Below are 16207 nucleotides of genomic sequence, written 5' to 3' on the forward strand. Positions count from 1 at the left end.
GGGAAACTTTCCCGGCGGCCGTGACATGTCGGCGGGGTCACATACAGTGGCACCGTGTTCGTGGAGGCCGGCGAAGTCGTCTACAGCGCATCCGATCTCGCGGCGGCGGCGCGCTGCGAGTACGCCCTGCTGTGCGCGTTCGATGCGAAGCTGGGCCGCGGCCCCGCCGTCGCGGTCCAGGACGACGAGATGCTCCGCCGGACCGCCGAGTTGGGTGACGCGCACGAGCAGCGGATCCTCGACGAGTTCGTCGCACGACACGGCGACGGCGTGGTGCGCATCGGCAGGCCCGCCTACACACTGGCAGCCTTCCAGGCCGCCGCCCGCGCCACCGCCGAGGCGTTCGAGCGCCGCCCGCCCGTCGTGTACCAGGCGGCGCTGTTCGACGATCGGTTCGTCGGCTTCGCGGACTTCGTCGTATCCGACGGCGACCGGTACCGGGTGCTGGACACCAAGCTGGCGCGGCGGGCGAAGATCCAGGCGCTGCTGCAGGTTGCCGGCTACGCCGATGCGCTGCGCGCCATGGGCGTTCCCATTGCGGGCACCGCGGGGCTGATCCTGGGTGACCGCACCACCGTCGACTACCCGGTCGACGACCTGATCCCGGTGTACCGGCAGCAACGCGACCGGCTGCGCGAACTGTTGGATGCTCACCTGGCGTCGGGCGCACCGGTCGACTGGCGGGATCCGACGGTCAGCGCGTGCATGCGGTGCGACTGCTGCGTGCCCAACGTCGTCGCAGACGACGACGTGCTCCTGGTCGCGGGCATGCGGATGACGCAACGCGAAACGCTGTTCGCCGAAGGCATCGACACGGTCGCCGGCCTGGCGACGTCCTCGGGGCCGGTCGACGGGATGGCGGCCAGCACGCTCGCGGGGCTGCGTACCCAGGCGCGCCTGCAGGTCGCCGAGCGTGAGACCGGTGTGCCCCAGTTCGAGATCGCGGACCCCGATGCGCTCGGCGCGCTACCCGCCAAGAACCCGGGCGATCTGTTCTTCGATTTCGAGGGTGACCCGTTGTGGACCGACGACGGCGTCACCTGGGGTCTGGAGTACATGTGGGGTGTTCTCGACACGGCCGACAACTTCACGCCGTTATGGGCCGAGGACCGCCGCTCCGAACGCAAGACCTTCACCGATTTCCTGAAGCTGGTCCGCAAGCGCCGCAAGCGTTTTCCGGGTATGCACATCTACCACTACGCGGCGTATGAGCGCACCAAGCTGCTGGAGCTTGCGGCCCGCTACGGCGTATGCGAGGACGAGGTCGACGACCTGCTGCGCGCGGACGTCCTCGTCGACCTGTTCCCCATCGTGCGTAGCGCGCTGCGCGTCGGCGCTCCGTCGTACTCGCTCAAGGCGCTCGAGCCGCTGTACATGGGCTCGGAGTTGCGTACCGGCGAGGTCACCAACGCGGCCGCCTCGATCACGCAGTACGAGCGGTACCGCTCCCTGCTCGACGAGGGGCGCGCCGAGGAGGCCGCCGGAGTCCTCAAGGAGATCAGGGACTACAACGAGTACGACTGCCGTTCGACACGCCGACTCCGAGACTGGCTGTTGCTCAGGGCATTCGAATGCGGCGTCACCCACCTGACCCGACCGGTCGAGAAGGGCGAGCCGGTGCCGCCGCTCGACCAGACGGCTCAGGCGCTGATGGAATTCGCCGGTGACGGCGTCAGCATCGACCGCACGCCCGAACAGACCGCCGCCGCTCTGATCCAGGCGGCGCGCGGCTATCTTCCCCGCGAGCGTAAGCCGTACTGGTGGGCACACTTCCAGCGGCTCAACCACCCCGTCGACGAGTGGGGCGACACGTCAGGGGTGTTCCTCGTCGACGACGCCGTCGTCGAGCAGGACTGGCACAAGCCGCCACGCAAACAGAAGCACCGCAGACGTCTTCGCCTGACCGGGGTGCTGCAGGGCGGGACGCTGGACCATCGGCCCCAGGCGCTCTACGACCGGCCCGCCCCCGCGGGTTTCGACGACGAGCACCCCGATCGCCGCGCCGCCCACGACGTGACGGTGTTCGAATGTCGCGAGGTCGAGGGCGTTCCGGTCGAGGTTGTCGTCGACGAACTGGAATCCGAAGCCGGTCAGTTCACGCAGCTGCCGATGGCGCTCACGCCGGCGAAACCGTTCCGCACCGCGAAACTCGAGGAGGCCATCGAGGCGTTGGCCACCGACGCCGCACGCACCGTCTCCGAAGGAGAGCTGCCGCGCTGTGCCGTCGTCGACATCCTCCGCCGCTCCGCGCCGACCACGCGGTCCGGTGCGGGCCTGCCCCGACAGGGCGACGACGTCGCGTCCATCACCGCGGCCGTGCTGGATCTCGACAGGTCCTATGTCGCCGTGCACGGGCCGCCCGGTACCGGCAAGACGTACACCGCGGCGCGGGTCGTCAAATCACTCGTCAACGACCACGGCTTATCGGTCGGTGTTGTCGCGCAATCGCATTCGGTCGTCGCGCACCTGCTCAACAAGATCGTCGAGGCCGGGGTCGACCCGGGTCATGTCGCCAAGAAATCGAGCTACGACGCCGCACCCACCGACCGGTTCACCGTGATCGGCGACGACGGGCACGCCACCTTCCTCGACGAGCACGACGCATGCGTGATCGGCGGCACCGCATGGGATTTCGCGAACGACGCCCGGGTCGCCGCGGAGCGCCTCGACCTGCTGGCCGTCGACGAGGCGGGCCAGTTCTCGCTCGGCTACACCATCGCCGTCGCGCGGTCGGCGCGCAACCTCATGCTGCTCGGTGATCCGCAGCAGCTGGGCCAGGTGTCCACCGGCAGCCACCCCGAGCCCGTCGACCACTCCGCGCTCGGCTGGCTGATGGAAAGCCACGACGTGCTGCCCGCCGAATACGGCTACTTCCTCGAGCAAACCCATCGCATGCATTCGGCGCTCTGCCGGGTGGATTCGGCGCTGTCCTACGACAACCGGCTGTTGCCCCATCCGAAGACGGACAAGCGGACGCTGGCCGGGTTCGAGGCCGGCGTGCACACCCGCAGCGTCGCCCACGAGGGCCGCTCGACGTCGAGTCCGGAAGAGGCCGAGGTGATCGCCGACGAGATCGGCCGGATGATCGACGCACGCTGGACCGACGAGCACGGCTCGCGGGATCTGGAACCGACCGACGTGCTCGTCGTCGCGCCCTACAACGCTCAGGTGCTGCAGGTGCGCTCCGCGCTGGAGGATGCGGGACTCCGCGACGTTCTGGTCGGTACGGTCGACAAGCTGCAGGGGCGCGAGGCGGCCGTCGTGTTCGTGTCGATGACGGCCTCGGCGCTCGAGGACGTCCCGCGCGGAATGCCGTTCCTGCTCAACCGAAACCGGCTCAACGTGGCTATCAGCCGCGCCATGTACCGCACGGTGATCGTGCGCTCGCCGCGGCTGACCGAGTACCTGCCGTCGACCCCCGCAGGCCTTGTCGATCTGGGGGCGTTCCTGTCGCTCTCGCCGTGTGATACACCGACGGGATGAGTCTGACCGCCCAGCTGGCCGGGATCGTGGGAGACGCCTACGTCAGCACCGATCCCGACGTGCTGTCCGGGCGCAGCGTCGACCACACGGGCCGCTACCGCGGCAGGGCCGGCGCGCTGGTGCGGCCCGGGTCGGCCGACGAGGTCGCCGCCGTGCTGCTGGCCTGCCGGGACGCGGGCGCTTATGTCACGGTGCAGGGCGGGCGCACCTCGCTGGTGGCCGGGACCGTGCCCGAGCACGACGACGTGCTGCTGTCCACCGAACGCCTGCGCGACCTCGGCGAGGTCGACGTCGCCGAGCGCCGAATATCAGTGGGCGCGGGCGTGACTCTGGCCGAGGTGCAGCGCACGGCCGTGTCCGCCGGCCTGGTGTTCGGTGTCGACCTGGCCGCGCGCGACACCGCAACGGTCGGCGGTATGGCATCGACGAACGCTGGCGGGCTGCGCACTGTGCGCTACGGCAACATGGGCGAGCAGGTCATCGGTGTGGACGTCGCGCTGCCCGACGGCACGGTGCTGCACAGACACAGCCTGGTGCGGATGGACAACACCGGCTACGACCTGGCGTCGCTGTTCGTCGGCGCCGAGGGCACGCTGGGCGTCATTACCGCGCTCGACCTCAAGCTGCACCCCACACCGCGACACCGGGTGACCGCGATCTGCGGATTCGCCGACCTCGACTCGCTGGTCGCCGCCGGCCGTAGGTTCCGCGACCTGGACGGCATCGCCGCGCTGGAACTGATCGACGCGCGCGCCAGCGCACTGACCGCCGAACACGCAGGGGTCCCCGCGGCCGTCGACGGCGCCTGGCAGCTCCTGGTCGAGCTGGCCGGCGACGGGGACCAGACCGAGCGGCTGGCCGAGGCGATCTCCGACGCGGAGCTGACCGCCGAGCCCGCCGTCGGTGTGGACGTGGCCGCGCAGCAGCGGCTGTGGCAGGTACGCGAGGCGGTCGCCGAGGTGCTCGGCGCATACGGTCCGCCGTTGAAATTCGATGTGTCGCTGCCGCTTTCGGCCATCGCATCGTTCGCGGCCAAAGCCGACGAGCTCGTCACCACCCATGCCCCGGAGGCGATTCCGGTGCTGTTCGGGCACATCGGCGAGGGCAACCTGCATCTGAACCTGGTGCGATGCACGATCGACGGCGAGGCCGAGCATGCCTTGTACTCGGCGATGATGGACCTCATCGCGCGTCTCGGCGGCAATGTCAGCTCCGAGCACGGCGTCGGCACCCGCAAGCGGGAGTACGTCGGAATGTCGCGCACCGACGCCGATATCGCGGCGATGCGGACGGTGAAGGCGGCGTTCGACCCGTCGGGTTACCTCAACCCCGCCGTGCTCTTCGGCTAGCGGTCCTCGGGGTCGTCGTCGCGAGAATGCCTGCCGTTGGACTCGGACCACCACCGCCGGGCGGCCGGGCGCTCGTCAGACATCCGGTGAGACCCGGATCGTTCCAGCCCACTGAGGCGACTCTCGTCGTCGACATGCAAACCGTTGTGCGCCAACCCGATCGGCTCGACCGTGGGTTCGGCCGGCGTTGCCGGGGGAATGTCGGCGAGCAGCTGGTCGAGGATCGCGCGCCACGAGTCACCGGCCCGCTCGGGCTCGGGTTCGGGTTGGGGTCGGACGCCCAACGGCTCGGTCGGCGGGTCCCGCTCGGCGGGCGTCGCCGGTGAAGGGTCGACATGACCCCAGTCGACGGTGTATTCGAGGTAGTCGTCATCGTCGTCGACGAACGCTTCATCACCGCCGTACTCGACCGCGAGGGGCGCGGCGTCGACGTCGTCAAGGGGCCGACGCGCGTAGCCGAGCAGGAACAGCGCGGCGCCCACACCGAACAACGCGACGAAGGCCGGCAGCAGCAACGCCTGCGACATCGCCGCGGCGAACGGTCCGTGCAGAAACGACGGCAGTTGCGTCGCACCGGCTTCGCCCTGGGTCGAGTCGGCGGCCCACGGCGGCATCTCGGAGTCGACCTGCCAGGTCATGAACGCCGCCATGCCGGCGCTGCCCAGCACGGCCCCGACCTGTCGGGTGGTGTTGTAGACCCCCGAACCCGCACCGGCCAACTGCGGCGGCAGATTGCGGGTCGCGGTGGCGGCCAGCGGCGACCAGATGAAGGCCATGCCGATACCCGTCGCGGTCAGCGGCAGCACCAGTCGCCAGATCGGGGTGGCGGGGGTCATCTCGATCGACAGCCACGTCATCGCGATCGCGAGCACCGAGAAGCCGAAGCCGACCACGGGCCGCGGATGCCACCGGTCGACGATCCAGCCGACGTACGGCGCAAGCACCCCGGTCGCGATCGCCATCGGCGCGGTCAGTAGCGCCGATCGGGTCGGCGACAGTCCGCACACCGCCTGGGCGTAGAACATGACCGGCACCATCATCCCGGTCGCCACGAACCCGATGGTCGCCACGCCGAAGTTCGACAGAGAGAAGTCGCGGTCCCGGAAGACCACCAGCGGCAGGAGAGGATCCCTGGGGTTGACCGACTGCCAGTACAGGAACGCGGCCATCACTCCGATGCCGAGCGCCATCAGGCCCCACACCCAGTGCGTCCACTGGTGCGCCTGGCCCTCCTGCAGCGCGAACACGATCAGGAACAGCGCGACCGCCGACAACGCCACCCCGGGCAGGTCGAACCGCTGCTTGTGCCGCGGTAGCTCGGGCACCAACCGGATCGCCACCGCGACGCCGAGCACGCCGACAGGAACATTGACGAAGAAGATCCACTGCCAGCCGAGGGCGTCGACCAGGATTCCACCGGCCAGCGGGCCGACCAGCGTCGCGACGCCGGCCGTCGCACCCCACACGCTCATCGCCACGCCACGCCGCTCGGCGGGGAAGATCCGTGTCACCGTCGACAGCGTCTGCGGCGTCAGCAGGGCCGCGCCCACACCCTGGACGACGCGCGCGGCGATCAGCATCCCGATCGTGTCGGACAGCCCGCACCACAGGGAAGCCACGGTGAACACCGTCAGGCCGAGGAGGTAGAGGTTCTTCGGCCCGAACCGGTCGCCCAGGCGGCCCGCCACCAGCAACGGCACCGCGTAGGCGAGCAGGTAGGCGCTGGTGACCCAGAGGACCGCGTCGTAACTGGCATCGAACCGGGCCATGATCGCCGGATTGGCCACCGAGACGATCGTCGCGTCGACCAGGATCATGAAGAAGCCGACCATCATCGCCCAGAGCGCATGCCACGGGTTCGGGGAGGCGTTCTGCCGGGGAATGAGGGTTGAAAACATCTGGGCTCGACTAGTGCTCGGCGATCCCGCCGACGCTACGGAGCCTGGCAAGGCCCCGACAAGTCGGGACCCACGCGCAACGAAGCGTCAGGCAGGTTCGGGCACGGCGTCATCGATGACGTCGTGTTCGGAGTCGTCCGCGCGTTCGGTCGTCGACACACCGACGGCCATGAGCGCGAGCAACGCGATCACCATACCCACCGTCATCACCGACGCCAGCGCGAACTCGTCGTTGCCGAGTACGCCGACCAGCGGCGCGATTGCCGCGCCCAGGCCGAACTGTCCCGCGCCGAGCAGCGCAGCCGCGGTGCCCGCGGCGTCGGGGTGCCGGGTCAACGCCACGGCGGGCGCGTTCGGTATGACCAGACCCATCGCCGCCAGGATCACCCACACCGGGACGACGAACCCCACCAGCCCACCGAGATGAGCAAGCGACATACCGACGAAGACGACGCCGGCGACCGAGGCCACCACCAGCGCCCAGAGCACGATGGTCTGCGGTGAGAACCGGCGCAGCAACACCACATTGCACTGCGTCGCAGCGATCAACGCGATCGCGCCGGCACCGAAAACGAGGGCGAACGCCTGCTGATCCAGGCCGTAGCGGCCCTGCAGCACAAACGGCGCGGCGGCGATGTAGGCGAACAACCCCGACATGCCCAGCGCGGCGACCAGGACCAGTACGACGAATCGGAGGTCGCGCAGCAACTCCACGTACGTCGCGGCGATGCCGCGCACCTTCAGCGGGCGCCGATGCGAGGCGGGCAGCGTCTCGGGCAGGCTGACCGCGGCCACCAGCAACAGCGCGCCCGCGATCACCACCAGCGCGGCGAACACCCAGTGCCACGAGGCCTTGAGCAACACCGCGGCGCCCAGCGACGGCGCCACCACCGGTGCGACGCCGAGCACCAGCATCAGCCGCGATATCACCGTCGCCGCGGCCGAGTCGGTGAACAGATCCCCGACGACCGCGATCGCCACCACCATGGCCGCGGCGGCGCCCATCCCCTGCAGTCCGCGGGCCACCCCGAGCAGTTCGATGTTCGGCGCGAACAAGCACAGCAGCGACGCGACCATGTGCAGCACGATCCCGGCCATCAACGGGCGACGCCGGCCCAGCGAGTCCGACAGCGGGCCGACGACCAGCTGGCCGAGCGCGAGCCCGGCAAGGGTCCCGGTGAGCGTCAGCTGCGCCACCGACGAGGAAACCCCGAGCTCGTCGGCGATCCTCGGCAGCGCAGGCAGGTACATGTCGATGGTCAGTGGACCGAGCGCAACCATGACCCCGAGCACGACGATCATCCGTATGCGGCTCGGCGTCCTTTCCTCCTGTGTCGAGGTCGGGGCGGTTGTCAGCTCCACAGCCGGTGATGTTGCCATGAGAATGGTTAGCGTCGCTTCTCAATATTTTCTTCCCGGTTCGGCACACAGTGAGCGCGATCACGACCGGGCACCGACGGCGATCGTCGTTCGTTGCCGAGGCGTTAGCCTTGAGGCGAGTTGCTCGGACAGGAGGCCCACATGAGTGCCCGGTCGAAGGCCAAGAGCCAGTTGCCGGCGGTCAACGATGGCGCCGCCGAGGACCCGAGCGTCGCCGCCAAGGTGCTCACCCAGATCATCGAGCGGGGCGCGCGTGTGCAGGGACCCGCGGTCAAGGCCTACGTGGACCGCCTCCGCAAGCAGAGTCCCGACGCGTCGCCGGCCGACATCGTCGGCAAGCTCGAGAAGCACTACCTCGCCGCGGTGATGGCGAGCGGCGCGGCCGTCGGGTCGGCCGCGGCGTTCCCGGGCATCGGGACGCTGGCCGCGATGTCGGCGGTTGCCGGCGAGACGGTGGTGTTCCTCGAAGCGACGGCGGTCTACGTGCTGGCCGTCGCGGAGGTGCACGGAATTCCTGCCGAGCATCGGGAACGTCGCCGCGCCCTGGTGCTGGCGGTGCTGGTCGGCGAGGACAGCAAGCATGCGATCGCGGACCTGATCGGCCCGGGCCGCACCAGGGGCGCGTGGCTGGCCGACGGTGCGGCGACGCTGCCGCTGCCCGCGGTGTCGCAACTGAATTCGCGCCTGCTGAAGTACTTCGTCAAGCGCTACACCCTCAAGCGCGGGGCGATCGCGTTCGGCAAGATGCTGCCCGTCGGCATCGGGGCCGTCGTCGGGGGCGTGGGGAATCGCATGATGGGCAAACGCATCGTGGCCAACGCGCGCAAGGCGTTCGGCAATCCGCCACCGCGGTGGCCGGCGGCCCTGCATGTGCTGCCCGCACCGCGAAGCTAGCGGCGTGACGACGACCATAAGGCCGTTGTCATGGCCTGGCCGTTGCTTCAGCGCTAGCCTTTAGGCGGCGTATTGCGGGGTAACCGTAGAGAACCTGGCGAGCGTGTGAGGCGCGCTCGCGCGAAGCGAAGGAATCGAGGCGAGTAGCTACCGTGAGCTCACCTTCACCATTCGGACAGAACGAGTGGTTGGTCGAGGAGATGTACCGCAAGTTCCGCGAGGATCCCTCGTCGGTCGATCCCAGTTGGCATGAATTTCTGGTCGACTACTCTCCCGAGCCGACGTCCGAGAGCCAGACCGGTGGCGCGAACGGTCAGCGTGCGGCCGCGCCGGAGAGCCCGCCGGAGCCGGCGCCCGCTCCGGCGCCGAAGGAGACCGACAGCGACGGCGCCAAGGAAGCCAAGGAATCCGTCAAGGAATCGAAGGCACCCGCCCCGGAATCCAAGGCACCGGCGAAGGACAAGAAGGCCTCCGAAACCAAGGCGCCGGCCAAGGAATCCAAGGCGCCGGAGAGCGCCCCGACGAAGGCCAAGGAGCCTGCGGCCAAGGAGTCTGCGGCCAAGCAGCCCGCCGACGGCCAAGAGACTCAGGTGCTGCGGGGTGCGGCCGCGGCGGTCGTGAAGAACATGTCGGCCTCGTTGGAGGTGCCGACGGCGACCAGTGTCCGCGCGATACCCGCCAAGCTGATGATCGACAACCGGATCGTCATCAACAATCACCTGAAACGGACTCGGGGCGGGAAGATCTCGTTCACGCACCTGATCGGCTACGCGGTCGTACAGGCGGTCAAGAAGTTCCCGAACATGAACCGCCACTTCGCCGAGACCGACGGCAAGCCGACCGCGGTCACCCCCGAGCACGTGAACCTCGGGCTCGCGATCGACCTGCAGGGCAAGGACGGTAACCGCCAGTTGGTGGTGGCCGGCATCAAGGGCGCCGAAGCCATGTCGTTCGGCCAGTTCATCGCGGCGTACGAGGACATCGTGCGCCGTGCGCGCGACGGCAAGCTCACCGCGCAAGACTTTGGCGGCGTGACGATTTCGCTGACCAACCCCGGCACCATCGGCACCGTGCATTCGGTGCCGCGGCTGATGCGCGGCCAGGGCGCGATCATCGGCGTCGGCGCGATGGAGTATCCGGCCGAGTTCCAGGGCGCGAGCGAGGAGCGCATCGCCGATCTGGGTGTCGGCAAGCTGGTCACGCTGACGTCGACCTACGACCACCGCATCATCCAGGGCGCCGAGTCGGGCGACTTCCTGCGCACCGTGCACCAGCTGTTGCTCGACGACGACTTCTTCGACGAGACCTTCCGCGAGCTCGGCATCCCCTACGAGCCGGTGCGGTGGCGGACCGACAACCCGGACTCCATCGAGGACAAGAACGCCCGCGTCATCGAGCTGATCGCCGCGTACCGCAACCGCGGTCACCTGATGGCCGACATCGACCCGCTGCGACTGGACAAGAACCGGTTCCGCAGCCACCCCGACCTCGACGTGCAGACCCACGGCCTGACGTTGTGGGACCTGGATCGGGAGTTCAAGGTCGGCGGCTTCGCCGGCGCCGAGCAGAAGAAGCTGCGCGATGTGCTCGGCCTGCTGCGGGACTCCTACTGTCGCCACATCGGCGTCGAGTACACCCACATCCTCGAGCCCGAACAGCAGCAGTGGCTGCAGGACCGAATCGAGAAGAAGCACGAGAAGCCGACGGTTGCCGAGCAGAAGTACATCCTGAGCAAGCTCAACGCGGCCGAAGCATTCGAAACGTTCCTGCAAACGAAATACGTAGGCCAGAAACGCTTCTCGTTGGAAGGCGCCGAGACCGTCATCCCGACCATGGATGCGGTGATCGACCAGTGCGCCGAGCACGCACTCGACGAGGTCGTGATCGCCATGCCGCACCGCGGCCGGCTCAACGTGCTGGCCAACATCGTCGGCAAGCCGTACTCGCAGATCTTCAGCGAGTTCGAAGGCAATCTGAACCCGTCGCAGGCGCACGGCTCCGGCGACGTGAAGTACCACCTCGGCGCATCCGGCAAGTTCATTCAGATGTTCGGCGACAACGAGATTGACGTGTCGCTGGTGGCCAATCCGTCGCACCTCGAGGCCGTCGACCCGGTCCTGGAGGGTCTGGTGCGCGCCAAGCAGGACATCATCGCCAAGGACGACCACGACAGCGAGACCGCCGAAGCTTTCAGTGTCGTGCCGCTCATGCTGCACGGCGACGCGGCGTTCGCCGGGCAGGGCGTGGTCGCCGAGACGCTGAACCTGGCGCTGCTGCGGGGCTACCGCACCGGCGGGACGATCCACATCATCGTCAACAACCAGATCGGTTTCACCACATCGCCTTTCGACGCCAAGTCGTCGGAGTACTGCACCGACGTCGCCAAGATGATCGGCGCGCCGATCTTCCACGTCAACGGCGACGATCCCGAAGCCGCGGACTGGGTGGGCCGGCTCGCGGTCGACTTCCGGCAGAAGTTCAAGAAGGACGTCGTCATCGACTTGCTGTGCTACCGCCGCCGCGGGCACAACGAAGGCGACGACCCGTCGATGACGCAGCCGGCCATGTACGACGCGATCGACGTCAAACGCGGCGTGCGCAAGAGCTACACCGAAGCGCTGATCGGTCGCGGCGACATCTCGATGAAAGAGGCCGAGGACGCCCTGCGTGACTATCAGGGCCAGCTGGAACGGGTCTTCAACGAGGTCCGCGAACTCGAGAAACACGAGATCGCCCCCAGCGCGTCCGTCGAAGCCGACCAGATGGTGCCGGCGGGCACGAACACCGCGGTGGACAAGTCGTTGCTGGCCCGCATCGGAGATGCGCATCTGGCGTTTCCCGAAGGCTTCAGCGTGCACCCGCGCGTCAAGCCGGGTCTCGAGAAGCGCCGCGAGATGGCCTACGAGGGCAAGGTGGACTGGGCGTTCGCCGAGCTGCTGGCGCTCGGCTCGCTGATCGCCGAGGGCAAGACCGTTCGACTCACCGGCCAGGACACGCGCCGCGGCACATTCTCGCAGCGCCACTCGGTGATCATCGACCGCAAGACGGGCCAGGAGTTCACCCCGCTGCAGCTGCTGACCACGAACGAAGACGGCACGCCCACCGGTGGCAAGTTCATGGTGTACGACTCGCCGCTGTCGGAGTTCGCCGCCGTCGGCTTCGAATACGGGTATTCCGTCGGCAATCCCGAGGCCCTGGTGTTGTGGGAGGCGCAGTTCGGCGACTTCATCAACGGCGCACAGTCGATCATCGACGAGTTCATCAGCTCCGGTGAGGCCAAGTGGGGCCAGCTGTCCGACGTCGTGCTGCTGCTGCCGCACGGTCACGAAGGGCAGGGTCCGGACCACACGTCGGGCCGCATCGAGCGGTTCCTGCTGTTGTGGGCGGAGGGGTCGATGACGATCGCAGTGCCATCGACGCCGGCCAACTACTTTCACCTGTTGCGCCGTCACGCGCTCGACGGCATCCACCGGCCGCTCATCGTGTTCACGCCGAAGTCGATGCTTCGCAACAAGGCCGCCGTCAGCGACATCCGCGAGTTCACCGAGATGAAGTTCCGCTCGGTGATCGAGGAGCCGACCTACACCGACGGCGACGGTGATCGCAGCAAGGCCAAGCGCATGCTGTTGACCAGCGGCAAGCTCTACTACGAGCTGGTCGCCCGCAAGAACAAGGAGAAGCGCGACGACGTGGCGATCGTGCGCATCGAGCAACTCGCACCGCTGCCGCGGCGCCGGCTGGCCGAGACATTGGACCGCTATCCCAACATCGAGCAGTACTTCTGGGTCCAGGAGGAACCGGCGAACCAGGGCGCATGGCCGACGTTCGGACTGACCCTGCCCGAAGTGCTGCCGGAGAAGCTGTCCGGCATCACGCGCATCTCGCGGCGGGCGATGTCGGCGCCGTCGTCGGGCTCGTCGAAGGTGCACGCCGTCGAGCAGCAGGAGATCCTCGACGAGGCCTTCGCCTAGCGCGGGGGCCGGATTGGCCCCGCTGGCGGGGTCGCGGGGTCACACACGGCACGGCCGGTCCCGGCGGTCACGAACACGGCCGGTTGGGGCCCGGCCGTGCCCAGCGGTCTCAGATGTCACACCGACGCACGTTTTCCAGACAAAGTGCGGCACGGCGTCAGTAAAACGTTGCCCGGTGTGGCTTGTGTGACGTGCGTAGGTCGAGGGTGCGCTAAAGCGCGAACCGGCGGTACCGGCTAACCTCGTCACGAGCAACTGACACGAGGAGTGGATATGCAGGGCTTCGCGGGGAAGGTCGCCGTGGTGACCGGCGCCGGATCAGGCATCGGGCAGGCGTTGGCGCTCGAACTGGCGCGCTCTGGCGCGAAGGTGGCGATCAGCGACGTCAACACCGAAGGCCTGGCGGAAACCGAGGCGCGCATCAAAGCCATCGGCGCGCCGGTGAAGGCGGACCGACTCGACGTCACCGAGCGGGAGGCCTTCGAGCTGTACGCCGACTCGGTCGCCGAGCACTTCGGGACGATCAACCAGGTCTACAACAACGCGGGCATCGCCTACGTCGGCGACGTCGAGGTGACGCCGTACAAGGACTTCGAACGGGTGATGGACGTCGACTTCTGGGGCGTGGTCAACGGCACCAAGGCCTTCCTGCCGCACCTGATCGCGTCGGGCGACGGCCACGTCGTCAATGTGTCCAGCCTGTTCGGTATTTTCTCCGTTCCCGGCCAGGCGGCTTACAACTCGGCGAAGTTCGCGGTGCGCGGCTTCACGGAGGCGCTGCGTCAGGAGATGGCGGCGGCCGGCCACCCGGTGAAGGTGACGACCGTGCATCCCGGCGGCATCAAGACCGCCATCATGCGAAACGCCACGGCCGTCGAGGGTTTCGACAAGGAAAGCCTGACTCGGACCTTCGACAAGCGGCTCACCATCACCACGCCCGAGCGCGCGGCGAACATCATCCTCGACGCTGTGCGTAAGGACAAGGCGCGCGTGCTGGTCGGTCCGGACGCCAAGGTGCTCGACTTCATCGTGCGTATGACCGGATCGGGATACCAACGGTTGTTCTCCACGGTGTTGCCGAGGTTGGTGCCGAACGCGCACTGACGGCGTGCACCTCGGTTCGGAGGGCCGACGACCCTAGTCGCCCAGGGGGTGTTCGGCGAGGAACGCGTCGGCCACCTGACCCGGGTCCGCTCCGTCGGCCACCGCTGCGCGCATGTCGGCCAGCGCCGCGGTGTCCAGCACGCCGGCCACCTCGTTGAGCGCCAGCACCTGAGACTCGTTGAGCTCGTTGCGGCGGTACAGCGGCACCAGGTTCTCGGCGCGGATCAGCGAGGTCTTGTCGGAGAGCGTCAGCAGTTCGGGCGGAATGCCGGGCGCGGCCGTCGTCGTCCATGCCGCGCGAAATCGGCCGGACCGGACCGCCGCGAACGCCGCTGCGCTGTCCGGATATTCGGTCACCTTCGGCTCACATGTCCCGATCGCTGTGGGCCGCGGCGCATCGGCGACTGCGACGACGGACAGCTCCTCGCAGTGGCGCACGGCGGCGGTGACGTCGCGTCCACCCAACGCCTCGGCCGTCGCCTCGGTGACCGCGAGCGCGGGTTTGTCCTCCGCCGATGTCGTATAGTCGCCCGCTGCAACGCCTTCGGGCAACGCGGACACCATCTCGCGGTACACCTGCACCGCCGCCCGTGCGGTGGCCTCCGGATTGAACCTGTCCAGCAATCGTCCGGTGAGCCCGGGCACGACCCGCACATTGCCGGAGTCCAGTTCGATCAGCGGGTGTTTCCCGGTCTCGACGTGGGCGGGGTGGCCGTAGGACCGCAAGGCCGCGGCGTACAGATGTGCGATCAGCGTCGACTCGGGATCGGGCGTGGTGCCGACCGCGATCGACGGCGGCTGTTCGGGCCCGCCGCAAGCGGCGCTGCCCGCCACGATCAGCGCGGCGAGCGCCAGCGCCAGCCGCCGGCCCACGTGCGACCTAGCCGCCGGACGCGTGGTCGGACGCACCGGCGACCGCGCGCGCCACTGCGGGCGAGACCCGGGGGTCCAACACGCTGGGCACGATTCGGTCGGCCGCCAGGTCGTCGCCGACCACGGAGAAGATCGCTTGGGCGGCAGCAACTTTCATCTGCTCGGTGATGCGGCGCGCACCGGCGTCCAGCGCGCCGCGGAACACCCCCGGGAAGGCGAGGACGTTGTTGATCTGGTTCGGGAAGTCGCTGCGACCGGTCGCGACGACGGCCGCGTACCTGCTCGCCTCGTCGGGATGAATCTCTGGGTCGGGGTTCGACAGCGCGAACACGATCGAATCCGGCGCCATCGAGGCGATCAGATCGGCGGGCACGACACCGGCCGACAGCCCGAGGAACACGTCGGCGCCGGCGAGCGCCTCGGCGATGCCGCCGGTCAACCCCCTCGGGTTGGTCCGCTCGGCGATCTCGGCCTTGTAGGAGTTGAGGTTCTCGCGGCCCTTGTGCAGGATGCCCTGCGAATCCAGCAGCGTGACGTCGCCGACCCCGGCGGCCATCAGGATGTTCGCGCACGCGACGCCGGCCGCACCGGCGCCCGAGACCACCACCCGCAGCGAGGCCATGTCGCGGTCGACGACCCTGGCCGCCCCCAGCAGCGCGGCCAGCACGACGATCGCGGTGCCGTGCTGGTCGTCATGCATGACCGGGCAGTCGAGCGCCTCGACCAGGCGCCGCTCGATCTCGAAGCACCGCGGCGCCGAGATGTCCTCGAGGTTCACTGCCCCGAACGTCGGGCGCAGCCGCACCAGGGTTTCGACGATCTCGTCGGGATCCTTGGTGTCGAGCACGATGGGGATCGAGTCGAGGTCGGCGAACGCCTTGAACAGCGCGCTCTTGCCCTCCATCACGGGCAGCGACGCCGCCGGCCCGATGTCGCCGAGACCGAGGACCGCGCTGCCGTCGCTGACGACGGCCACCATCCGGTTGGCCCAGGTATAGCGGGCCGCCAGGGTGTGGTCGGCGGCGATGGCTCGGCTCACCTGAGCCACGCCCGGCGTGTAAGCGAGGGACAGCGCCCGCTCGGTGTCGAGGGGCGCGTTGAGCGCCACCGACAGCTTGCCGCCGACGTGGGCCGCGAAGATCTCTTCGTCACTGACGACGATGTGGGATCCGGTCACTGGTAGGTCTCTCACCGCTTGCGACACGGCGCTCAGGGTAACGACGAACTGGTAGGTAACCTAATCGCTCCCCCGAGC

Annotated in this window: 9 protein-coding genes; 5 read left to right on the forward strand and 4 right to left on the reverse strand. The window is 68.5% G+C overall.

All coding sequences use genetic code 11. The features are described from left to right. Positions 1-54: 54 nt before the first annotated feature. Together AU185_RS10845 and AU185_RS10850 are read left to right on the forward strand one after the other, a co-directional pair. A complete protein-coding gene (locus AU185_RS10845; protein ID WP_059097842.1) occupies positions 55-3483 on the forward strand; it encodes a TM0106 family RecB-like putative nuclease in 3429 nt (1142 codons plus the stop codon). After that, positions 3480-4832: an FAD-binding oxidoreductase gene (locus AU185_RS10850; RefSeq protein ID WP_059097843.1), complete on the forward strand. Its 1353-nt coding sequence runs from the start codon at positions 3480-3482 to the stop codon at positions 4830-4832. Before AU185_RS10845 ends, AU185_RS10850 begins: the two co-directional genes overlap by 4 nt. Here AU185_RS10850 and AU185_RS10855 read toward each other — a convergent pair. After that, a complete protein-coding gene (locus tag AU185_RS10855; protein WP_059097844.1) occupies positions 4829-6730 on the reverse strand; it encodes an MFS transporter in 1902 nt (633 codons plus the stop codon). The genes AU185_RS10850 and AU185_RS10855 overlap by 4 nt on opposite strands. 87 nt (positions 6731-6817) lie before the next feature. Further along, a complete protein-coding gene (locus tag AU185_RS10860; protein ID WP_059097845.1) occupies positions 6818-8110 on the reverse strand; it encodes a multidrug effflux MFS transporter in 1293 nt (430 codons plus the stop codon). A gap of 141 nt (positions 8111-8251) precedes the next feature. On the opposite strand from AU185_RS10860, the gene AU185_RS10865 reads away from it, so the two are divergent. The 3 genes from AU185_RS10865 (at position 8252) to AU185_RS10875 (ending at position 14079) form a co-directional block, all read left to right on the forward strand. Beyond that, complete coding sequence (locus AU185_RS10865; RefSeq protein WP_059098383.1) at positions 8252-9004, forward strand: hypothetical protein; 753 nt, start codon at positions 8252-8254, stop codon at positions 9002-9004. 200 nt (positions 9005-9204) lie between these two features. After that, positions 9205-12975: a multifunctional oxoglutarate decarboxylase/oxoglutarate dehydrogenase thiamine pyrophosphate-binding subunit/dihydrolipoyllysine-residue succinyltransferase subunit gene (locus AU185_RS10870; RefSeq protein ID WP_231740244.1), complete on the forward strand. Its 3771-nt coding sequence runs from the start codon at positions 9205-9207 to the stop codon at positions 12973-12975. Positions 12976-13248: 273 nt separating this feature from the next. Further along, complete coding sequence (locus AU185_RS10875) at positions 13249-14079, forward strand: SDR family NAD(P)-dependent oxidoreductase (protein WP_059097847.1); 831 nt, start codon at positions 13249-13251, stop codon at positions 14077-14079. 33 nt (positions 14080-14112) lie between these two features. Here the strand turns inward: AU185_RS10875 and AU185_RS10880 are convergent, their stop codons facing one another. Together AU185_RS10880 and AU185_RS10885 are read right to left on the reverse strand one after the other, a co-directional pair. After that, positions 14113-14952: a glycine betaine ABC transporter substrate-binding protein gene (locus tag AU185_RS10880; RefSeq protein ID WP_059097848.1), complete on the reverse strand. Its 840-nt coding sequence runs from the start codon at positions 14950-14952 to the stop codon at positions 14113-14115. A 7-nt stretch (positions 14953-14959) separates the two neighbouring features. After that, positions 14960-16156, reverse strand: coding sequence for an NAD(P)-dependent malic enzyme (locus AU185_RS10885; protein ID WP_172800384.1), 1197 nt, complete (start codon positions 16154-16156; stop codon positions 14960-14962). Positions 16157-16207: the final 51 nt, after the last annotated feature.

Source organism: Mycobacterium sp. GA-0227b (assembly GCF_001499855.1).
Classification (GTDB): Bacteria; Actinomycetota; Actinomycetes; order Mycobacteriales; family Mycobacteriaceae; genus Mycobacterium.

What these genes read in the sequence shown, in the direction of transcription:
- AU185_RS10875 (WP_059097847.1), top strand. Translation starts at nt 13,249, where the DNA reads ATGCAGGGCTTCGCGGGGAAGGTCGCCGTGGTGACCGGCGCCGGATCA.
- AU185_RS10860 (WP_059097845.1), bottom strand. Translation starts at nt 8,110, where the DNA reads ATGGCAACATCACCGGCTGTGGAGCTGACAACCGCCCCGACCTCGACA.
- AU185_RS10870 (WP_231740244.1), top strand. Translation starts at nt 9,205, where the DNA reads ATGTACCGCAAGTTCCGCGAGGATCCCTCGTCGGTCGATCCCAGTTGG.
- AU185_RS10855 (WP_059097844.1), bottom strand. Translation starts at nt 6,730, where the DNA reads ATGTTTTCAACCCTCATTCCCCGGCAGAACGCCTCCCCGAACCCGTGG.
- AU185_RS10850 (WP_059097843.1), top strand. Translation starts at nt 3,480, where the DNA reads ATGAGTCTGACCGCCCAGCTGGCCGGGATCGTGGGAGACGCCTACGTC.
- AU185_RS10865 (WP_059098383.1), top strand. Translation starts at nt 8,252, where the DNA reads ATGAGTGCCCGGTCGAAGGCCAAGAGCCAGTTGCCGGCGGTCAACGAT.